The organism is Brevundimonas sp., from assembly GCF_036405315.1.
Taxonomy (GTDB): domain Bacteria; phylum Pseudomonadota; class Alphaproteobacteria; order Caulobacterales; family Caulobacteraceae; genus Brevundimonas.
Genome location: NZ_DASWXW010000158.1, coordinates 1 through 20,754, shown reverse-complemented (window position 1 = coordinate 20,754; position 20,754 = coordinate 1). Strand labels below are relative to the sequence as shown.

The window sequence follows — 20,754 nt, the reverse complement described above, 5'->3', positions numbered from 1 at the left end:
GTCCAGCATCATGGCGTCGGCGAAGCCGCGCTTCTCGGCCGCCGTCTTGGACATGGTGCAGATCATGTAGAGGCCGCCGGCCTTGGCCGTCGAGGGGGCGGTGGCCGGGTCGGGGCGGCGCCACTTGGCCCACTCCAGACGAATGCCCTTCTTCTTGACCTCGGGGTCGAAATAGCTGGGCCATTCCCAGGCCGCGATGGCCAGATGGACCTTGCTGTTGAGCGACGAGACGCTGAGTTGCTCGGCGCCCAGATAGGCCACCGGACGGATGTAGCAGTCCGTCATGCCGTTCTTTTCGCAGGTTTCCTTGCAGGCGGCGTCGATCTCGGCCACGCTGTAGGGAATGTCGAAGTCCAGCAGCTCGGCCGAGCGTTTCAGCCTTTGGCTGTGCGCCGTCAACTTGAAGATTTCGCCGCCGTACATACGCTCACCCTCGAACACCGACGAGCCGTAGTGAAGGCCATGGGTCAGAACGTGCGTTTTCGCTTCCCTCCAGGGCACGAATGCGCCGTCAAACCAGATCCAGCCGTCACGATCGTCGAAAGGAACGAAGGCCATTGAATAACGTCTCCCGCGGATATGATCGGGTTACACTCTTCTCTACCGCCGCCGTCAACGCCTCGCGTTCGGCAGGATCGCCCAAAGCATGACCGATACCCGTTCTTCCAGCCGTTCCGGCCCCGTCGCCGCGCCCGGCACAGGCCGCCATCTGCTGATCGTCGATGACGACGACAGAATCCGCGAACTGCTGAAAGAGTTCCTGGCGCGCGAGGGCTATCGCGTCACCGGCGCCGCTCACGCGGGCGCGGCGCGGCGGCTGGTGGAACTGATCGAGTTCGACCTGATCGTGCTGGACGTCATGATGCCGGGCGAGAGCGGCTTCGACCTGACGACCTGGATCCGCAGCCAGGCCTCGCTGTCCAAGACCCCGGTCCTGCTGCTGACGGCCAAGGGCGATCCCGACGACCGGATCGAGGGCCTGTCGCGCGGCGCCGACGACTATATGTCCAAGCCTTTCGACCCCCGGGAACTGGCGCTGCGGATCGAGGCCATCCTGCGTCGCACCGGCGGCAAGCCGCTGACCCCGCGCGAGATCCGCATGGGATCTGCGGTGTTCGACATGGAAAGGCTGGAACTGACCCGCGACGGGACGCTGCAACGCCTGACCGAGGCCGAGGCGCAACTGCTGAAGACCCTGGCCGTCCATGCTCATTCGCCGGTCGAGCGGATGAACCTGTCGCCCGACACCGCCGACATCACCGGCCGCGCCGTGGACGTTCAGGTGACGCGCCTGCGCCGCAAGCTTGAGGCCGACCCCAAGAACCCACGCTACCTCCAGACCGTGCGCGGCGTCGGCTATATGCTGGCGCCCGACTGATCCGACGATGAGGCTGCTGCCCCTTCCCCTCTGGGCGCGGATGATCAAGCGCCGCCTGCCGACCTCGCTGTGGGGGCGCTCGCTGCTGATCATCGTCCTGCCGGTGCTGATCATGCAGGGGGCAGTGACCTGGGCCTTCTTCGACGCCCATTGGCAGGCCGTAACCGCGCGCCTGTCCGAAGGGCTGGCCGGCGACGTGGCGTGGGCCGCCGAGAGCTTTCGCGACGACCCGACGCCGCAGAACCTGAACGTCATCGCCGACCGGGCTGAACGGTCCATGCAGTTGTCCGTCGCCTTCCAGGAGGGCGCCAAGTTGCCCGCCGAGCGACGTCGCGGGCCGATCGGGGTGGTGGATCGGACCATGGAGAAGGCGCTGGCCTCGCGGCTGGACCAGCCCTTCTGGTTCGACACCACTCGCTATCCTGCCTACGTCGACATCCGCGTGCAGGAACCGGACGGCGTGTTGCGGATCATCGCCCCGCGCGAGCGGGCCGTGGCGACCCAGGCCCACATCTTCGTCCTCTGGCTAACGATCGCCACCGTCCTTCTGCTCGGCGTGGCGGTGCTGTTCATCCGCAATCAGGTCCGCGCCATCGAACGTCTGGCCGACGCCGCTGAGGCTTTCGGCCGGGGCGAGAGCGTGCCCCGTTTCAAGCCGCACGGCGCGCGCGAGGTGCGGGCCGCCGCCAGCGCCTTCCTCGACATGCGCGCCCGCATCCAGCGCCATATCGAACAGCGCACCGCCCTGCTGGCCTCGGTCAGCCATGACCTGCGCACGCCCCTGACCCGCCTGCGGCTCGAACTGGCCCTGGCCCCGCCGTTCAAACGCGCCGAGGCGATGAGGGGTGATCTCGACGAGATGGAGCACATGATCGACGAATACCTGGCCTTCGCGCGCGGCGAGGCGGGCGAGGCGATCCAGGCCGTCTCCGTGCCTGAAATGCTGCGCCGCGCCGCAGAGGACGCCCGCCGCGCCGGGGCCGAGGTCACGGTCGAGACGCCCGAGGAGCTGGACGCCCAGATCCGCCCCCTGGCCTTCCGCCGTGCGCTGAACAACCTGGCGGGCAACGCCGCCTCGCACGGCGAGCACGTGCGCCTGTCGGCCCGCCCCCTGCCCTCCGGCGGCCTGGAAATCGCCGTTGAGGACGACGGGCCGGGCATTCCCGAGGACATGCACGAAGAGGCCTTCCGCCCCTTTTCCCGCCTGGACGCCTCGCGCAATCAGAATCGCAAGGGCGTGGGCCTGGGCCTGGCCATCGCCCGCGACGTGGCGCGCGGCCACGGCGGCGACATCACCCTGGACCGCAGCGAGATGGGCGGGCTGAAAGCCTTGATCCGCCTGCCGGGATAATTTGCCGCGCCCCCTAGCGTCACCGTAAAATCATCGCCATTTTGAACCTGTTCCAGGGGGGCCTGGATCAGGAGTCCGTATGATGCGCACTGTCGCATTCCTCGCACCGCTCACCGCCGCCTTGGCTCTCGCCAGCGCCGCAGCCGCCCAACCCTCCGCCGTCGTCGTCACCGTCAGTCCTGACTTCGCCAAGACCGCCGAAGAACTCGGCCAGCGCGATGTCCGCCAACAGGTCGAAGACCTGACCCGCACGGTCGAACGCACCCTGACGGCGCGTCACGCCCTGGACGGTGCCCGGGTCGAACTGATCATCACCGACCTGAAGCCCAACCGCCCCACCATGCAGCAGGTCGGCGACACGCCGGGCCTGGACCCTATCCGCAGCATCTCGATCGGCGGCGCCGCCATCGAAGGCTCGGTCACGATGGCGAACGGCGAGGTTCAGCCGGTCAAGTTCGACTATTATTCCAACACCCTGGCCGAGGTTCAGGGCTTCACCACCTGGCAGGACGCCAGCACCGCCTATAATCGCCTGGCGCGCAACCTGGCCGAAGGCCGCTTCGTCAAACGCTGACCCCGAGGGGCGGCAGACTCAGCCGCTGAGCTCGGTCGACTTGGCCACAGCCGCCTGAACGGCGCTCTCGACCGCCCGGTCGAGGGCGCCGTTTGCGTTCAGAGCCACAAGACCGGCCTGGGTCACGCCGCCGGGCGAGGCCACGCGGTCGATCAGGCCGTCCAGGGCCTCGCCTCCCTCCACGCCCGCCGCAGCGGAGCGCAGGGTGGCGCGGGCCAGGCGCACTGCGGCCTCTGGCGACAGGCCTTCCTCGACCCCGGCCTGGGCCAGGGCGCGGGTGAAGGCGAAATAGTAGGCAGGGCCGCAACCGGACACGGCGGTCGCGGCGTGCATGGCCGCTTCTTCGTCCAGATGAACGGTCTCTGCGATGGGGGCGAACAGGGCCTCGCCCACCGCACGGGCCGCGTCGTCTGCGGCCCAGATGGTCGCCACGCCCTGGGCCTGGGCCACGCCGGTCGTCGGCATGATGCGCACGACGGAGCGGTCGTCGAAGCCGTCGGAAATGGTCTCGCCCCTCACCCCGGCCATGACCGAGACGATGACGGCGTCAGTCGCCAGATGCGGCAGGATGGGGCGCGAGGCCTCGAACCACTTGGCCGGTTTGACACCGATGACGAAGGCGCGGGCGTTCGCCAATGTTTCCAGCGGCGGATTGATCCGCGCGCCCAGAACCCGCGCCGCCTCGGCGGCGGGCTTTTCGGACGGGGTCAGGATGATGAGGTCGGCGGGATCGACCGCGCCGGTCTTCAGCCACCCCTCCAGGATGGCCGAGCCTAGCCGCCCCACGCCTTGCAGGACAACCGGGCGTCCCATGTCAGGCGGTGCCCACGGTTTCGAACAGGCAGGCGTCGATGGCTTCCTGCGCCTTCTTGGAGCCGCGCACCATGAAGTCGAAGGCCGGATAGTAGCGGTCGGCGGCCTCAATGGCGGCGTCGATCATGGACGCGGCCTGGGCCAGGGTCGGGCGCTCGCTGTGCGGCAGAGCCAGGGAGTGACGGAAGACGATCTCCCCCTCGTCGGGCCAGATCTCGAAATGGCCCAGCCAGGTGCGCTGGTTGATCATCGACACCAGTTCATAGGCGGCGGCGCGGCGCGTCTTCATGACCCGAAGGTCGAGCGCACAGCACAGCTGAAGGCAGTCGCCCTCAGGCCGCCATGCGAACCACAGCTCATAGTCCTTCCAGTCGCCCGCCAGGGCGAAGGCCAGGTCGCCGTCGTCCGTGCGGTCGAACGGCAGGTTCTCCGCGTTGAGGACGTGCTCCACGACATCCAGAGGGTCGTAGGGAACGTCGACCTCTTCGGGCCGGGCTGCATCCATCAGGGGTTCACAATCTTAACTCGAGGGGTCGCGACTCACGACCTGCAAACGAACGGTAAACGTGTTCGGAGATTCGGCTCAACCGGCGGCGTCGGCGTCGGGCTTCGCGGCTGTGGACGTTCCGGTCGATGCCTTTTTCGCGGGCGATTTCTGAGCCTTAAGCTCAGCGATCTCGGCGCGCAGGGCGGCGATCTCGTCCTTCAGCACGTCGAACTCGTCGCGACGGACCAGGTCCATCTCGGCGACGAAACGATCGGTCTGGGCGCGCCAGGCGGCCTTGGCCTCGTCGCCCGCGGCCTGGGCCAGACCCATGGCGCCCGTGGTCAGCTTGGCGAACTCGTCCAGAAGGGGATTGCGCGTCTGCATGATCAAATCTCGTGTCTCTGCCACGCCAGTATATGGTTAATGGCGTCGTAAATTGGGTGAACGAAACCTTTCCGTCCGAACCGGCTATAAACTGCTTCGCTGGAAAAGCGCGCGACGAATGCAGTCTCGCTTGCTAGATGATTTGGGGTCCCAAACGGTGCTGACGGAGGCCCTGTGCCCTTCCCCGAATTCGATCCTGTCCTGATCCATCTCGGCCCCCTGCCCATCCGCTGGTACGCCCTGGCCTATGTCGCCGGGATCGTGCTGGGCTGGTGGTACGCCTCGCGTCTGGCCAAGGCGGAACGGCTGTGGTCGCCCGGCAAGCCGCCGGTGACGGGACCCCAGCTGGACGACCTGGTGCTGTGGATCACGCTGGGCGTCATCCTGGGCGGCCGCTTCGGCTACGCCCTCTTCTACAAGCCGGCCATGTTCGCTCAGGTCTTCACTGGCGACAGTTGGGGCGAGCGGCTGGAACTGCTGCAACTCTGGACCGGCGGCATGAGCTTCCACGGCGGATTCCTGGGCGTGGTCATCGCCGTCACGCTTTACGCCAGCCGCCAGAAGATCAATCCGTTGAGCCTGGGCGACCTGATCGCCCCGGTCGCGCCCCTGGGCCTCTTCTTCGGCCGCATCGCCAACTTCATCAACGGCGAGCTGTGGGGCCGCGAGACGACGGTTCCCTGGGCCATCCGCTTCTGCAACGCCCGCATCGAGCAGATGTACGGCTTCTGCCCCGCCGGCAATGAACCGCGCCACCCCAGCCAACTGTATGAAGCCGGGCTTGAGGGGCTGTTGCTGCTGATCATCCTATCGCTGGCTATCTGGAAGTGGAAGATGCTGAAGCGTCCGGGCTTCGTCACCGGCCTGTTCCTGCTGGGCTATGGCGTCTGCCGCGCCGCGCTGGAGAACGTGCGTCAGCCGGACGCCGGGCTGGACAACCTGCCGCTGGGCCTGACCATGGGCATGATCCTGTCGATCCCTATGATGCTGGTCGGCGCCTGGCTGATCTGGCGGGCGCTGAAGAAGCCGGTCGTGGCGGAGGCGTAAGGCGCCATGACCGAGACCCTCAAGGATCGTCTGGTCCGCGAGATCGTGCTGACCGGGCCCATGACGGTGGCGGACTATGTCACCCGCTGCCTGCACGATTCCAAGGGCGGCTATTATTCGACACGGCCCGCGCTGGGTGAAGGCGGCGACTTCATCACCGCGCCTCTGGTCAGCCAGATGTTCGGCGAACTGATCGGCCTGTGGGCCATCGAGGTATGGAGCCGTCTGGGCGCGCCCGAGCGGGTGCGGCTGGTCGAGGTCGGGCCGGGCGACGGGACGCTGATCTCGGACGCCCTGAGAGCCGCGCGGCTGGTCCCCGGCTTCCTCGAGGCCGTCGACCTGATCCTGATCGAGCCCAGCGCGCCGCTGCGGGCGGAACAGGCGCGGCGACTGGCCGACGCCGACGTCCACCCCCGCTGGCTCAGCGCCCTGCACCAGATCGAGACCGACGCCCCCGTCATCCTGATCGGCAACGAGGTGCTGGACTGCATGCCCGCACGCCAGTTCATGAAGACCGCGGGGGGCTGGGCCGAGCGCCGCGTCGGCGTGACGGACGACAATGACCTGACCTTCGGCCTAGTGGCCATTTCCGGCGGCTTCGACCAGCCTGAATATGACGTCGAGCCGGGCCAGGTGGTCGAGATTTCCGAGCAGCAGGCCGCCTTCGCCCGCGACTTGGCGACCCTTGTGAAGGCCGCGTCCGGCGCAGCTCTGCTGATCGACTATGGCCGCAGCCAGGCGGGACCGGGCGACACCCTGCAGGGTCTGCGACGACACCGGAAGGTCGATCCGCTGGCGACGCCGGGCGAGGCCGACCTGACGCAGTGGGCCGACTTCCCGCTGGTGCTGGAGGCCGCGGTGCGCAGCGGCGCCGACGTCACCGGCTGCGTGAGCCAGGGCGCCTTCCTCAAGGCCCTGGGGATCGACGCCCGCGCCCGGAAGTTGATGCAGGCCCGCCCCGACGCCGCCCCGGTCATCCAGCGCCAGTTGGACCGTCTGACCGCGCCGGACCAGATGGGCGAACTGTTCAAGGCGGCGGCGATCTTCTCGCCCCGTTCGCTGGCCCTGCCGGGTTTCTGAGGACTGCGGACGATGCGTTTTTCCGAGCGCGAAAGAGCCATTCTTCTGTCCGTAAAGGGCGTCGGGCCCAAGGTGGTCGAGCGGCTGGAGGAACAGGGTCTGGGCGGCTTTGAAAGCTTGGCCCAGGCCGATCCCGCCGTCGTCTGCGCCGGCGCCGCCGCCAGCGTCGGCTCGACCTGCTGGAAGAACAGCCCCCAGGCGCGCAAGGCGGTCGAAGCCGCCGTCGCCGTCGCCCGTTCGTCGCTGGAGGCCGCATGAGCCTGAGCCCCATCACCCACCCGCTGCTCGACAAGGCCGGGGTTCGCCACGGCTTCTTCACCCGTGAGGGCGGCGTGTCCGAAGGCATCTACGCCGGACTGAACGCGGGTGTGGGCTCACAGGATGATCCGGCGGCTGTGGCCGAGAACCGCCGCCGCGTCGCCGAATGGATGGGCGGCGGGCTGGATGACCTGTGCGGCTGCTATCAGATCCACTCCGCCGTGGCCCGCGTGGCCGAGGCCGGCTGGAAGGGCGAGCGCCCCGAGGGCGACGCCGTGGTCGCGGCCGTGCGCGGCCCGATCGCTTCGGTCCTGACCGCCGACTGCGCCCCCGTCCTGTTCGCCGACGCCGAGGCCGGCGTGGTCGGCACGGCCCATGCGGGCTGGAAGGGAGCCCTTGGGGGGATCATCCACTCGACCGTCGCGGCGATGGAGGCGCTTGGCGCTCGCCCCGAGCGCATGGTGGCCGTGGTCGGCCCCTGCATCGCGCAAGCCTCCTATGAGGTCGGCATCGACTATCAGGAACGCTTCGCCCACCACGATCCCGGCAGCGAACGCTTCTTCGCCCCCGGCGCGACTGAGAACAAACGCCTGTTCAACCTGCCCGGCTTTGTGCTGTGGCGGCTGGAACAGTCCGGGGTCGGCGACGCCGCCTGGACGGGCGACGACACGCGCGCGGACGCTGCGCGGTTCTACTCGAACCGCCGGGCGTTTCTGGCGGGAGAGCCGGATTTCGGGCGGCTGATCAGCACCATCGCCCTGACCTGAGCCTTCTCCCCTTGAGGGGCGCATATATCCGCTCCCGGCGAAGGCCGGGATGAGCGGACAAATGGGAGGCTGAGACCTCCCCCTCAAGGAAAGAAGGACGGGAGTTAGCCCGCCATCGCCATGTCGGGGACGCGGGTCGTTTCGCGCCAGGCGTTCGGCTGGGCCAGAAGGGCGCGGACCAGCTTGTTGTTCAGGGCGTGGCCCGCCTTGACGCCTTCATAGCGGCCCAGCAGCGGCGCGCCGAGGACGTAGAGGTCGCCGATGGCGTCCAGGGCCTTGTGGCGCACGAACTCGCGTTCCATGCGCAGGCCGCCGGGGTTCAATATCTCGTCGCCGTCGATGACCACAGCGTTTTCCAGCGACCCGCCGCGGGCCAGACCGGCCTGACGCAGGGCCTCGACCTCATGGGCGAAGCCGAAGGTGCGGGCGGCCATGATGTCGGCGCGGAAGGTCGCCTCGTCCACGACGAAGTCCACCACCTGATTGCCGATGACCGGCGTCGGGAAGTCGATCTCGAAGCGCATTTCATAGCGGTCGCAGGGCAGCAGGACGGCGGACTTGTCGCCCTCCTCCACCCGGATCGGCTTCAGGATTTCGATATAGCGGACCGGGGCTTCCTGACGACGGAAACCGGCGCGGTCCAGCAGTTGCACGAACTGCAGCGCCGAGCCGTCCAGGATCGGCACTTCGGGGCCGTCGACCTCGATCACGGCGTTGGAGACGCCCAGCGCGCACAGGGCGGCCATCAGGTGCTCGATGGTCGACAGGCGCACGCCCGCCGCGTTCTCGATCATGGTGTTCAGGCGGGCGTCGACGACGGCCTCGCCCGAGACGGGGATGCGGTTGTCGCGGTCGGTGATATCCGTGCGCACGAAGACAATGCCCGCGCCGGGCGCGGCCGGGCGCACGACCAGCTTGACGCGCTGGCCGGTATGAACGCCCACGCCTGCCGTGATGGCCGGGGCGACGATGGTCTGTTCGTGATGGTCGTTACGGACCGACAAGCTGAAACTCTCTGTGTTGCGCGGCTCCGCGCAGTCGTGCGGAGTTCGCCTCGCCTGTCGTTTAATCACGATGGCTCAAGCGCGAAATGAAAGATGGGTTTCGGATTGTTTCGGTCAGATGCGACACAGCCTCATGACTGAAACAAGGGAAAACGCCCCGGAGCCAGGCTCCGGGGCGTTTCCATCAGCGTCTGATCCGATCAGTTCGCGAGGCGGCGAAGAAAGGACGGGATTTCCAGATCGTCGTCTTCAGCGTGGCCGGCCTGATAGTCCTGAGCCGGCTGGGTCGCCTGGGTCTGGCGCAGCTGCTGGGTCGTGCGGTTGGGCGACGACGGCTGCGGCGCATAGGACGGCTGCTGCTGTTGTTGTGGCTGCTGGCGCTTCTTGCCGAACAGGCTCCAGCCGCTGCGACGGTGGTCGCGGTCGTCGTAGTATTCCTCTTCAGCGACCGGCGCCTCTTCGCGGCGCGGGGCCGGACGGGCTTGCGGCTGCTGTTGCTGGCCACGGTCGAAGTAGAGGTCGCCCTGCGAGGCGGCGGCCGGTTCAGCGCGCACGGCGCCGGATTCGTATTCCTCGACCCAGGGGTCGATGATCGGCTCCAGGTTGCGGGGCGCGTCGTGGATGACGGGCTCAGCCCGCACTTCGGGGCGCGGCTCGGGCGCGGCGCGAGCGGCCGGAGCCTCATAGACCGGAGCCGGCTCGGGCGCGCGGACCGGTTCGCGAACCGGCTCGATGCGGACTTCAGGCTGACGCGGAGCCATCGTCGTGGGGCGACGGTCGGCGAAGGCCGAACCCTGCGGCTCGATCTTCTGGATGACGGCCTCGTCCATGCCGGTGGCCACGACCGAGACGCGGATCTTGCCGTCCAGGGCCGGATCGAAGGCGGCGCCGAAGATGATGTTGGCGTCGCCGTCCACTTCGGCGGCGATGGCGTTGGCGGCCTCGTCCACTTCCAGCAGCGTCATGTCCAGACCGCCGGTGATGTTGACCAGAACGGCCTTGGCGCCCTTGAGGCTGGTCTCGTCCAGCAGCGGGTTGGCGATGGCGTTCTGAGCCGCCAGCAGGGCGCGGTCGTCGCCCGTGGCCTCGCCCGTGCCCATCATCGCCTTGCCCATTTCGGACATGACGGCGCGGACGTCGGCGAAGTCGAGGTTGATCAGGCCGGGCAGGATCATCAGATCGGTGATCGAACGCACGCCCGAGTGCAGCACCTGGTCAGCCATGCCGAAGGCGTCGGCGAAGGTCGTGCGCTCGTTGGCGACGCGGAACAGGTTCTGGTTCGGAATGACGATCAGGGTGTCGACATAGCGTTGCAGCTCGGCGACGCCGGAGTCGGCCAGACGCATGCGGTGGCGGCCTTCGAAGGTGAAGGGCTTGGTCACGACGCCGACGGTCAGGATGCCGCGGTCGCGGGCGCACTTGGCGATGACAGGGGCCGCGCCGGTGCCGGTGCCGCCGCCCATGCCGCAGGTGATGAAGACCATGTGCGCGCCGTCCAGATGCGCGTGGATCTCGTCCGCGCTCTCCTCGGCGGCGTTCATGCCGACTTCGGGGTGGGCGCCGGCGCCGAGGCCCTGGGTGATGGTCTCGCCCAGCTGGATGCGACGGTCGGTCTTGGCGAAGCTGAGGTGCTGGGCGTCGGTGTTGGCGACGACGAACTCGACCCCTTCAAGGCCGGCGTCGATCATGTTGTTGACGGCGTTTCCGCCCGCGCCGCCGACGCCGAAGACGACGATCCGGGGCTTCAATTCCGTATGTTGCGGCTTCACCAGCGAGAGAGACATGTTCTTGTTCCGACCTTCCGACCCTGCTCGTTAGCCCCAATACGAAATCCCCGCCGAATCGCATTGGTTATGAGCGCGTTAAGGAAAGCCCTCTTTGCGTTAACGGAGTGTTACCCCGGTAATATGAGTCGGCCGATTTGAAAGCCCGCTCCCGTAGCTTGGCCGCAGATTTTCTTCATTTTTCCGGCTGATGACGCCGAAAAGAAAAAGGGCGGCTCTTGCGAGCCGCCCTTTCCGTTCCGGATCGAGCCGAACTTACCAGGGACGGTAGTTCAGGCCGATGTTGAAGCGACGACCATAGGGGTCGAAGTTCGAGTAGAGGGTCGTGCCCAGCCACGGCGCCTGCTCGGCGTCGAAGATGTTGGTCACGCCGGCGCGCAGGGTCAGGTCGTCACGAACGTTCCAGCGAACCAGCAGGTCGTTGCGGACGAAGTTGCCGGTGCGCAGGTACTCGACCGGACGCGAGTCCATGTTCGCGATGAAGTCGCGGTACTGGATGATGTCTTGCGACGCCTGCCAGTCAGCGACCCACGACACGCGCCAGTCTTCGTTCGGCTCCCAGGCCAGGGTCGAGCTGAAGCGAACGCGCGGGAACGAACCGCCGGTCTGGGCGGTGCTGGCGAACTCGGTGAACTCGGCCGGACGCTCCAGGTTGTTGAACTGCTTCTGCTCGATCAGCCACGAACCGTTGATCGAGTAGTCGAAGCGACCCCAGTTCTTGCCCAGCATCTCTTCGGTGTCGAAGGCGTAGCGAGCGGTGAAGTCCATGCCGCGGACGGTACGCTTGGCGTAGTTGATCGAGCCCTGGATGAAGCCGATCTGCGTCACCGGGTCGCCCACCTTGAAGGCTTCCGAACGATCCTGCGCCGTCTGCGGGTTCGCAATCGGCGTATTGTTGCGGAAGATGGTGGAGCAGGCCGACATGTTCAGCGTCGGGCCGCTGACGCAGTTCGCCGCCGCCGTCGCCGCGCCAACCGACTGGATGACGTTGTCGATCTGGATTTCATAGTAATCCAGAACCGCGCTGAAGTTCGGAATGAAGCGCGGCTGGAACACCGTCGAGAAGGTGAACGACTTCGATTCTTCCGGCTTCAGGTTGATGTTGCCGCCGTTCACGCCCGCGGTCGTCGAGGTGTAGACCGGGATGTAGTCGTCGTCCGGGGTCGCCGTCGTGCCGCCGAAGTCATAGCTCAGGCCCTTGGCAGCCGCCAGAGCGGTACAGTTGGCGATACGGTTGGCCTTGATGTCAGCCGCGAGACCCGCCGCCGTGATGCGCGCCGTGGTGCAGGGATCCTGCACGTCGACGAACGTCTGGCCGAAGGGCGAGAACTGCTCCGCCAGCGTCGGGACGCGGATGGAGTTGTTGTAGCTGGTCTTGAACGAGATGTCGTGGATCGGGCGATAGATGAAGTTCACGCCATAGACTTCCTGACCGCCAACGGTCGAGTAGTCCGAATAGCGGTAGCTGGCGCTCAGTTCCGAGTATTCGCCCAGGAAATTGTCGCGGAACAGCGGCACCGAAACTTCGGTGAACACTTCCTTCGACTCGTAGGACGTGCCCGGGAAATCGGCGCTGCTGTTCGAGAACAGGAAGCGATCGCCGACCGAACGGCTGCGGCCTTCGGCCGAGGTGTATTCCTTGCGGTATTCCGCGCCCAGGGCCACGCCGATGGCGCCGGCGCCCCAGAAGTCCCACAGCTGACCCGACACAGCGGCGATCGCGTCGTGCTGTTCGTTGACCTGCTTGATGGTCACGAAGGCCTTGACGTAGTCCTCGCCTGCGGCGCTTTGGTTGCCCTTGCCGAAGATGTTGTACGGCACGCACTCGCTGATCGCGGCGCGACCGGTGGCGCTGTCCTGGACGAAGCCGCCGCGAACCGGGTCGGCAAGCTTGACGCCTTGGGCGTCGAGCAGCTTGGCGCGGCAGACGGTGGCGCCGGCCGTGCCGAGAACGCCGGCCGTGTCGATGACCGAGTCGGCGCCGAAGTAGAAGCGCTCGGCGTCAACCGCATACTCGCGGTTTTCGTTGTCCATACGACCGTAGGTGTAGGACGCGTCCCAGCCGAAGTTCTTGATGAAGCCCAACTGGCCATGGTCGCCCTTGAAGGCGGCGACATAACGCTGCAGGTCGCGCTGGTTTTCCTGGTAGCGGTCGTTGCCGAAGCCCGACAGACGGGCCCAGGGAGCGGCGGTCGGAGCCAGGGCGGCGCCCGGAGCCGTCAGGGTCGGCGCACCATAGTTCGTGACTGTGTTGGCGCCGATGGCGGCCTTCAGGTTGGCCGGGATGAAGGCGTTGTCCGACCAGCGCATGTTGGCGGTCGACGTGCCGGTGATCTGCACGTGACGGCCAGCGGAGATGGCGGCGTCGCTGAAGTTGATGTCGTAGAAGATCGGCTGGCTGATGTCGTAGGTGTATTCGTCGACATACTTGGCTTCGACATAGGCGCTGACGGAGTCAGTCACCTTGTAGTTGGCGCCGACCTGATAGCGGTAGGATTCCGAGCGCGGCAGACGGCTGTCGGTCGAGAAGCGCGCGGCGCTCTCGCCATCGCCGCCGACGTTGTACGGACGGCTAGAGCCCGTGTTGCCGACGCGGCTGCCGAAGTTGGCCAGACGTGCGGTCGTGCCGTCGAACCACCAGGTCTTGGTCGGATCGACCGAGTAGCAGTTGGCGGCGTTGAAGGCCGTGCAGTTCGCCTGCGCGACGTTCGGGTTGTTCAGGGCGCTGGGCTGCTGAGCGTTGGCCAGGGTCATCTGGCTCCAACGCGGGCGGTCCAGACGGACGGTGCCGGTGAAGATCAGGTTGTCGATGCGGCCGTCGGTGTTCGGACCATTGGCGATCGCCGTCGGATCGGCGTCCACGCCCAGCAGAACCGGAGCGCGACGCAGCCAGTCCATGTCCAGGCTCTGAACTTCGTCCTGCTGCTCGTATTCGAGGTGAGCATAGACGTTCAGACGGTCGTCAAACAGGTTCTTGCCGGCCAGGACCGAGATCCGCTTGGCGGCTTGGCCGTCTTCGTTGATCATCGCGTAGTTCGCGTCGATCTCGAGGCCTTCATAGTCGGTGCGCAGCTTGAAGTTCAGCACGCCCGAGACGGCGTCGGCGCCGTAGACCGACGAGGCGCCGCCGGTGATGATTTCGATGTTCTCGATCAGCAGACGCGGGATGGTGTCGACGTCGACGCCCAGCGAACCACCGATCGAACCGACGTGACGGCGGCCGTCGACGAGGGTCAGGGTGCGGCCGGTGCCCAGCGCGCGCAGGTTGGCGACCGACAGACCGCCGTCGTTCAGGCCCGAACCCGTCGTATCCGAGGGCACGACCGAGTTCGACAGGGCCGGGATGGTGGCCAGGTAGTCGATGACCGTGGCGGAGCCGGTCGACAGCAGCGTTTCACGCGCGACCTGGATCAGCGGAGTCGGCGACGACGTCGGGTCGCGGCGGATGCGCGAGCCGGTGACGACGATTTCGTCAACCGAGGTCGTCGCTTCCTGACCCTGAGCCTGGGTTGCCGACACGGTTTCGGCGAACGCCGGAGCCGAGACGGCGATCACACCGGCAAGGATCGTCGTCCCGAAGAGATAGTTGCGCTTCAAGTGCATATGGAGGGCCCCCAAACTTGTTTGAACACAGCACATGCGGAATCGCGCAGGGCAAGACGCATGTCAGATCGTCCCGTCTAGTCGAAACGAGCGCAGCGGCAACCTTTGTGGCGCAAACCGGACCATTGCGCGTCAGACGTGTAACAATGAGAACACAGTCCAGTCACATATAGCCGACGCGCGTTCCGTGAACGAAATTATGCCCCAAATTTCGGTAAATTGGGCATGAAAATTTCGCCTTGGGCCCAAAATACAGAACGACCCACTCGCAACTCGATGCACGGCGTCCATCAAAATGCGACAGAAGATGGGCGGAAATGTCGCGCCCGAGACGGCGCCTCAATCTAGAGGTTGTCGCGCAGCCAGCCGGCGGCGCGGGCGACCATGCCGCCGCGGTGCACCTTGGGGGCGTCGGCGGCGGTGATCTGACGGGACATCAGCTTGCGGGCGGAGACCGCCTCGCGCGGGCCGTAGGCGGCGCGCAGCAGGACGCCCGAGGCCGAGCAGAAGGCCGGGCCGGAGGCGGCGTCGGCCAGGTGGGGGGCGCGTTGCGGCTTGCCCAGGCGGACCGGGCGGTCGAAGACGCGCACGGCCAGTTCACGCACGCCGTTCAGCTGGCTGGCGCCGCCGGTCAGGACGATGCCTGCGCCCGGGTCCATGCCGACGCCGGCGTGTTTCAGCCGGTCGCGCAGCAGTTCCAGGGTTTCCTCGACGCGCGGGGCGATGACGGTCTTGAGCATGGCGCGCGGGACGATGACGGGGCCGGCGGACGGGTCCTCGCCGCGCGGCGGGGCCTCCAGCATCTCGCGGTCTTCGTTGGCCGAGGCCATGGCCGAGCCGTGCAGGGTCTTCAGGCGCTCGGCGCCGACCTTGGAGGTCGACAGGCCGCGCGCGATGTCGGCGGTGACGTGGTCGCCGCCGACGTTCAGGCTTTCGATGTGCAGCAGGCTGCGTCCGCCCCAGACCGCCGCCGAGGTCGAGCCGCCGCCCATGTCGATGCAGACGCTGCCCAGCTCCATCTCGTCCTCTTCCAGCGCGGCGAGCGAGGAGACGACGGGGGCGGCGGCCACGCCCTGCAGATCCAGGTGGGCCAGTTCGAGGCAGTGGCTGAGGGCGCCGAAGGAGCCTTCGGACATAGAGACGACCAGCAGGTCCAGCCCCAGCGAACCGCCGCGCATCGAGCGCGGGTCGTGCACGCCGCGCGCCCCGTCCACCGACCAGGCGATGGGCAGGACATGGATCGGACGGCGGTTGGGCAGACGGATCTGGGCCAGGGCCATGCCGATGGCGCGCGCCAGGTCTCCGTCGCTGATCGGATGGGCGCCCAGCGAGACGCGGGCCTGCACCCGGTGGCTGGCCATCTGGCCGATGGCCGTGGTGACTATGACGCCGGAGACGGGCGAGCCGGCCGCTCGCTCCGCTCTCTCTACCGCGTGGCCGATGGCCTGGGCGGCCTCGTCCATGTTGACAATGGCCCCGCCGCGCACGCCGCGCGACTGGACGTGGCTGGCCCCGGCGACGCGGATGGTGCGGTCGGCGTGGCGCACGCCCTCGGGCTTCATGATGAAGCAGGCGACCTTGGACTGGCCCAGGTCGAGCGCGGCCACGGCCGGAGCGCGCGGGGCGCCCTTGGCTTGATCCGTGTTCGTGTCTCGGCTGCGTCCGGCCATGATGCGTGTGTCCTGGATATTCGGTTCAGACAGCGCCTTCGGAGGGCCGGACGGCGACCTCCTCGGGCGTGCGGAGATCGACCCGGGCGAAGCCCAGGTCGAGAAGGCGTTCGCGCTGGTCCAGCGCGTCGAGGCGGATCAGGGCGCTGTCCTGATCGACGGCGGGCAACTGGATCAAGCTGCCGTCCTTGAGGCGCAGGTCCCAGCGGCGCTCGTCCACGCGGACCAGGGCCTCGATGCGGGCCATCAGGCGCGGACGCTGGGCCAGCAGCGGCAGGATTTCAGCGGCGGTCTGATCGGCGCCCTTGCCCACCACCAGCGGCAGCTTGGGATAGCGGCCTGCGTCGGCGCCCTGGATCACCTGGCCCCGGCTGTCGATGACATAGGCGTGGCCGCCGGTCTGCCAGACGGCCAGACGGTCGTGTTCCTTGACATCGACGATCAGGGTGTCGGGCAACAGGCGCACCACGCGCGCCTCCTTGACCCAGCCCACGGCCTGAACCCGGTCGCGCACGGCGTTGAGGTCGAGGCTGACGATGGGCTGGTCGGCGCTGACGCCGACGGCCTGCTGGATGGCGGCGCGGGCCTCAGGCGAGGCGCCGGTGACGTGCAGCTTCTTCACCTTCAGGCCCATGCCCGAGGTGACGCTGTCGAAACGATTGGAGACCGAGTTGGAGATGCGCTCGGCGCGCGCGCCCGTCGCCAGAACCCCGCCCAGCACCACCACGCCCGCCACGATGGAGATCAGGACAGCGCGCGGAGACAGGTCCAGCCGGCCGATGGCGGCGACCTTGCCCGGCGTGGCCGGAGCGTTGCGGGAGCCCTGCCCCCTGCCTTTCGTCGCGCCCTGTCGCCGACCGCCGCGCACTACCGCGGGCATGAGGCGTCCTCCACCATCCACCGAACCAGATCACGATACGCCATCCCCACATGGGCCGCCTGCTCGGGACTGAGCGAGGTCGGCGTCATGCCGGGCTGGGTGTTGACCTCCAGAAGAACGAGAACGTCGTTAACATCGTCATAACGAAAATCGGATCGGGAAACCCCGCGGCAGCCCATGGCGGTGTGGGCCAGCTCGGACTGACGCAGGGCCTTCTCGAAGACGTGGGCGGGCAGTTCGGCGGGCAGGACGTGCTTGGACCCGCCCTCAGCGTACTTGGCCTCATAGTCGTAGAAGCCCTTGGTCGGGGTGATGTCGGTGACGGTCAGGGCGCGCGGGCCGCTGGCCTCGCCCAGGACCGTGACAGCCAACTCCTTGCCCGCAATGAAGGGCTCGACCATGACCAGGTCGCCATAGGCCCAGTCGTCGGCGCCGACCTCGATCACCGGACGATTAGCGCCCTCGCGGACCACGAAGACGCCGACCGAGGAGCCCTCGGCGTTCGGCTTGACCACATAGGGCGGGTCGATGACGTGACGGCTGGCCACGTCATGCCGGTCGAACAGGCCGCCGCCGGGCACGATGACGCCCGCCGCGCTCAGCACGGCCTTGGACTTGTCCTTGTCCATCGCCAGGGCCGAGGCCAGGACGCCGGAGTGGGTGTAGGGGATTTTCAGCGTCTCGAGGATGCCCTGGACGCAGCCGTCCTCGCCCCATTTTCCGTGCAAGGCGTTGAAGACGACATCGGGTTTCAGCGCCGTCAGCACCTGGGCCAGATCGCGCCCGGCGTCGACGCGCGTGACCTTGGCCACCTGCCCTTCCAGGGCGTCGGCGCAGCCGCGGCCCGAGGACAGCGAAACCTCGCGTTCCGACGACAGGCCGCCCATCAGGACAGCGACGTGAAGGGTGTTCAGGGGCGCGCGCATGGGACGATCCGACTACTAGCCCGCCCCTATGCCCTGAATACGGTTAACCGGTTGGAAACGATAGCGGGGCCGAAGGGGAATTTAACCGCCTCTCCCTCCCCTTCATGGGGAGGGTGGTCGCGTAGCGACCGGGTAGGGAGGACGAGGCGAAATGGAGCGCGGCGCTTGATTTGCCAAAGCGCCCCCACCCGCCTGCCGCTTCGCGTCAGCCACCCTCCCCATGAAGGGGAGGGAGAGGCGCGCGTTTTACTTCCGGCCGATCCGCTTGATTTCCCAGTCCAGTTGGACGCCGGTCTTTTTCAGAACGTCGGCGCGAACCGCCTCGCCCAGACCTTCGATGTCGGCGGCGGTGGCTTCACCCGGGTTGATCATGAAGTTGGAGTGCAGCTCGCTGAACTTGGCCCCGCCGCCGGTCTCAGTATGCAGCTTGCCGCGCCAGCCGGCCTCGTCGACCAGTTTCCACGAGGAATGACCCTCGGGGTTCTTGAAGGTCGAGCCGCCGGTCTTTTCGCGGATCGGCTGGGTCGTCTCGCGACGGCTGGTGATCTCGTTGATGCGAGCCAGGACGGCCTCGGGCGCGTCGGGCGCGCCGCGATAGGTCGCCTCCATCCAGATGACGCCCGCCGGGGCGTTGGAATGGCGATAGGTGTAGCCGAAGTCGGCCAGGGCCAGCTCGACCCGCTCGCCCTGACGGTTCAGACCCCAGGCGGAGACCAGAACGTCCTTGGTTTCAGCGCCATAGCAGCCCGCGTTCATGGTCAGGGCGCCGCCGATGGTGCCGGGGATGCCGGCGTAGAACTCCAGCCCGGCTATGCCCGCTTTCGCGGAGGCTTTGGCCACCATCGAATCCAGCGCGCCCGCGCCGGCCGTGATGGTCTCGCCCTCGGTCGTGATGGCGGCGAAGGCGCGGCCGGCCAGACGGATCACCACGCCCTCGACCCCGCCGTCGCGCACGATCAGGTTGGAGCCGACGCCGATGATGGTGACTGGCACGGTCTCGGGCAGGGCCTTCAGGAAATCGGCCAGATCGTCAGCGTCCGCCGGAATGAACAGGGCGTCCGCCGCCCCGCCGACGCGGAACCATGTGTAGGGCCCCAGCGGCTCGTTCAGCAGCAGCTTGCCGCGCACGGTCGGGAGGTTGTCAGTCCAGGACATCTATGTATCCGCTCAGCCGAGGGCTTCGAGTTGCGCCGGCAGGGCGTAGGCCCAGCTGGTGATGTCGCCAGCGCCCAGCAGGACGACCAGATCGCCCGGCCTGGCCTCGTCCTTAATGACGCGCGGCAGGACGGCGGCGTTTTCCAGGGCGGCGACATTGCGGTGGCCATAGCGGCGGATGCCGTCGGCCAGGGCGTGCTTGTCGACGCCCTCGATCGGCTGCTCGCCCGCCGGATAGACGTCGGCGACCAGGACGCTGTCGGCGTCGGCGAAACAGGTGGAGAACTCCTCCATCAGGTCGCGCAGACGGGTGTAGCGGTGCGGCTGGACCACGGCGATGACGCGGCCGGGGGCGTCGGCGGACTGAACCACCTGACGCGCGGCCTTGAGCACGGCGGCGATCTCGACCGGGTGGTGGCCATAGTCGTCGATGACGCGCACGCCGCCCACGACGCCCGTGGTGGTGAAGCGGCGCTTGACCCCGCCGAAGCCGGCCAGACCGGCGCGCAGGGCGTCGTCGTCCACGCCCAGTTCGCGCGCCACGGCGATGGCGGCCAGTGAGTTGGAGACATTATGCCAGCCGGCCATGGGCAGATAGAGGCCCTCGATCCGGGTCGGCTCGTCCAGCGCGGCCAGACCCTGACCCTGCACCACCACGTCGAAGCGGGCGCCGTCGGGCGACATCTGCACGTTCTCGGCGCGGACCATGGCCTGCGGGTTCAGGCCGTAAGTCACAAGGCGGCGGTTATCGATCTGGGCCGCCAGCTTCTGTACTTCCGGGTGGTCCAGGCAGACCACGCCGAAGCCGTAGAAGGGAATGTCCTCGATGAAGTCGCAAAAGGCCTTCTTGACCGCGTCGAAGTCGCCGTAGTGGTCCAGGTGTTCAGGGTCGATATTGGTGATGATGGCCACGGTGCATTTCAGGCGCAGGAAGCTGCCGTCGCTCTCGTCGGCCTCGACCACGATCCAGTCGCCCTCGCCCACCTTGGCGTTGGTGCCGTAGGCGTTGATGATGCCGCCGTTGACCACCGTCGGGTCCAGACCCGCCGCGTCCAGCAGGGCCGCGACCATGGAAGTCGTCGTGGTCTTGCCGTGGGTGCCGCCGACGCCGATCGAAAATTGCAGCCGCATCAGCTCGGCCAGCATCTCGGCCCGGCGGACCAGGGGGATGCGACGCTCGCGCGCCACGACCAGTTCCGGGTTCGCCGCCTTGACCGCGGTCGAATAGACCACCGCCGAGACGCCCTCGGTGACGTGGGCCGCGTCGTGGCCGATGTAGATGCGGGCGCCCAGGCGCTCCAGCCGCTCGGTGTTGGCGCTGGCCTTGGCGTCCGAGCCCTGCACCTGATAGCCGATCTTCAGCATGATTTCGGCGATGCCGCTCATGCCGATGCCGCCGATGCCGACAAAGTGGACAGGCCCAAGGGCGAACGGGACGGGGCGAAGGCGTGCGATCATCTTCGCCTCATAGCTCAGACGGGACGTGATTTGCACCATCTTTGCCTGTCGTCCGCGCAGGCGAAGGATTCTCTCGATCTGTCGGGATCTTAAGTTTGGTTACTCCGCCTTAACCGTAAGGATTCACCATAAGCC

Annotated in this window: 19 protein-coding genes; 7 read left to right on the top strand and 12 right to left on the bottom strand. The window is 67.3% G+C overall.

Going from position 1 to position 20,754, the window contains the following annotated elements; genetic code table 11:
• Positions 1 to 558 (bottom strand): aminotransferase class IV (locus VGE49_RS09960; RefSeq protein ID WP_331034404.1); only part of this gene is annotated, 558 nt, incomplete at its 3' end.
• Between the two features lie 88 nt (positions 559 to 646).
• On the opposite strand from VGE49_RS09960, the gene VGE49_RS09955 reads away from it, so the two are divergent.
• The 3 genes from VGE49_RS09955 to VGE49_RS09945 all read left to right on the top strand — a co-directional run bounded on the left by VGE49_RS09955 (position 647) and on the right by VGE49_RS09945 (position 3,303).
• Positions 647 to 1,378: a response regulator transcription factor gene (locus tag VGE49_RS09955; protein ID WP_331034403.1), complete on the top strand. Its 732-nt coding sequence runs from the start codon at positions 647 to 649 to the stop codon at positions 1,376 to 1,378.
• Between the two features lie 7 nt (positions 1,379 to 1,385).
• On the top strand, positions 1,386 to 2,729 hold the full coding sequence (locus VGE49_RS09950) for an ATP-binding protein (protein ID WP_331034402.1): 1,344 nt from the start codon (positions 1,386 to 1,388) through the stop codon (positions 2,727 to 2,729).
• A gap of 82 nt (positions 2,730 to 2,811) precedes the next feature.
• Positions 2,812 to 3,303: a hypothetical protein gene (locus VGE49_RS09945; protein ID WP_331034401.1), complete on the top strand. Its 492-nt coding sequence runs from the start codon at positions 2,812 to 2,814 to the stop codon at positions 3,301 to 3,303.
• An 18-nt stretch (positions 3,304 to 3,321) separates the two neighbouring features.
• On the opposite strand, the gene VGE49_RS09940 is transcribed toward VGE49_RS09945, so the two are convergent.
• The 3 genes from VGE49_RS09940 to VGE49_RS09930 all read right to left on the bottom strand — a co-directional run bounded on the left by VGE49_RS09940 (position 3,322) and on the right by VGE49_RS09930 (position 4,987).
• Positions 3,322 to 4,116, bottom strand: coding sequence for a pyrroline-5-carboxylate reductase family protein (locus VGE49_RS09940; protein WP_331034400.1), 795 nt, complete (start codon positions 4,114 to 4,116; stop codon positions 3,322 to 3,324).
• A gap of 1 nt (position 4,117) precedes the next feature.
• Positions 4,118 to 4,621 (bottom strand): type III secretion system chaperone family protein, encoded by a 504-nt coding sequence (locus VGE49_RS09935; protein WP_207822535.1) that lies wholly within the window; start codon positions 4,619 to 4,621, stop codon positions 4,118 to 4,120.
• A 78-nt stretch (positions 4,622 to 4,699) separates the two neighbouring features.
• On the bottom strand, positions 4,700 to 4,987 hold the full coding sequence (locus VGE49_RS09930; RefSeq protein WP_331034399.1) for an accessory factor UbiK family protein: 288 nt from the start codon (positions 4,985 to 4,987) through the stop codon (positions 4,700 to 4,702).
• Between the two features lie 174 nt (positions 4,988 to 5,161).
• On the opposite strand from VGE49_RS09930, the gene lgt reads away from it, so the two are divergent.
• From lgt to VGE49_RS09910, 4 genes are read left to right on the top strand one after another with little or no spacing between them, the layout of a single operon-like run.
• Entirely contained in the window at positions 5,162 to 6,034 is an 873-nt protein-coding gene (gene lgt / locus VGE49_RS09925; protein WP_331034398.1) for a prolipoprotein diacylglyceryl transferase, read from the top strand.
• A 6-nt stretch (positions 6,035 to 6,040) separates the two neighbouring features.
• Entirely contained in the window at positions 6,041 to 7,114 is a 1,074-nt protein-coding gene (locus tag VGE49_RS09920; RefSeq protein ID WP_331034397.1) for a class I SAM-dependent methyltransferase, read from the top strand.
• Positions 7,115 to 7,126: 12 nt separating this feature from the next.
• The gene (locus VGE49_RS09915) at positions 7,127 to 7,372 is read left to right on the top strand and encodes a helix-hairpin-helix domain-containing protein (RefSeq protein WP_331034396.1); all 246 of its coding nucleotides are present in this window, start codon (positions 7,127 to 7,129) and stop codon (positions 7,370 to 7,372) included.
• A complete protein-coding gene (locus tag VGE49_RS09910) occupies positions 7,369 to 8,139 on the top strand; it encodes a purine nucleoside phosphorylase YfiH/LACC1 family protein (protein ID WP_331034395.1) in 771 nt (256 codons plus the stop codon). The genes VGE49_RS09915 and VGE49_RS09910 overlap by 4 nt, the downstream gene beginning before the upstream one ends.
• Before the next feature lie 104 nt (positions 8,140 to 8,243).
• Here VGE49_RS09910 and lpxC read toward each other — a convergent pair whose 3' ends face one another.
• From lpxC to murC, 8 genes are all read right to left on the bottom strand, one after another.
• A complete protein-coding gene (gene lpxC, locus VGE49_RS09905) occupies positions 8,244 to 9,143 on the bottom strand; it encodes a UDP-3-O-acyl-N-acetylglucosamine deacetylase (RefSeq protein WP_331034394.1) in 900 nt (299 codons plus the stop codon).
• Between the two features lie 200 nt (positions 9,144 to 9,343).
• Positions 9,344 to 10,927 carry a cell division protein FtsZ gene (ftsZ, locus tag VGE49_RS09900; RefSeq protein WP_331034393.1) on the bottom strand — a complete coding sequence of 528 codons (1,584 nt, stop codon included), beginning with the start codon at positions 10,925 to 10,927 and terminating at the stop codon, positions 9,344 to 9,346.
• Between the two features lie 255 nt (positions 10,928 to 11,182).
• The gene (locus tag VGE49_RS09895) at positions 11,183 to 14,530 is read right to left on the bottom strand and encodes a TonB-dependent receptor domain-containing protein (protein ID WP_331034392.1); all 3,348 of its coding nucleotides are present in this window, start codon (positions 14,528 to 14,530) and stop codon (positions 11,183 to 11,185) included.
• A 344-nt stretch (positions 14,531 to 14,874) separates the two neighbouring features.
• Positions 14,875 to 16,200: a cell division protein FtsA gene (gene ftsA / locus VGE49_RS09890; RefSeq protein ID WP_105563928.1), complete on the bottom strand. Its 1,326-nt coding sequence runs from the start codon at positions 16,198 to 16,200 to the stop codon at positions 14,875 to 14,877.
• Positions 16,201 to 16,225: 25 nt separating this feature from the next.
• Positions 16,226 to 17,080 (bottom strand): cell division protein FtsQ/DivIB, encoded by an 855-nt coding sequence (locus tag VGE49_RS09885; protein WP_331034391.1) that lies wholly within the window; start codon positions 17,078 to 17,080, stop codon positions 16,226 to 16,228.
• Positions 17,068 to 18,006, bottom strand: coding sequence for a D-alanine--D-alanine ligase (locus VGE49_RS09880; protein ID WP_331034390.1), 939 nt, complete (start codon positions 18,004 to 18,006; stop codon positions 17,068 to 17,070). The genes VGE49_RS09885 and VGE49_RS09880 overlap by 13 nt, the downstream gene beginning before the upstream one ends.
• 246 nt (positions 18,007 to 18,252) lie before the next feature.
• A complete protein-coding gene (gene murB, locus VGE49_RS09875; RefSeq protein WP_331034389.1) occupies positions 18,253 to 19,161 on the bottom strand; it encodes a UDP-N-acetylmuramate dehydrogenase in 909 nt (302 codons plus the stop codon).
• Positions 19,162 to 19,173: 12 nt separating this feature from the next.
• Positions 19,174 to 20,619: a UDP-N-acetylmuramate--L-alanine ligase gene (gene murC, locus VGE49_RS09870; RefSeq protein WP_331034388.1), complete on the bottom strand. Its 1,446-nt coding sequence runs from the start codon at positions 20,617 to 20,619 to the stop codon at positions 19,174 to 19,176.
• Positions 20,620 to 20,754 lie beyond the last annotated feature (135 nt).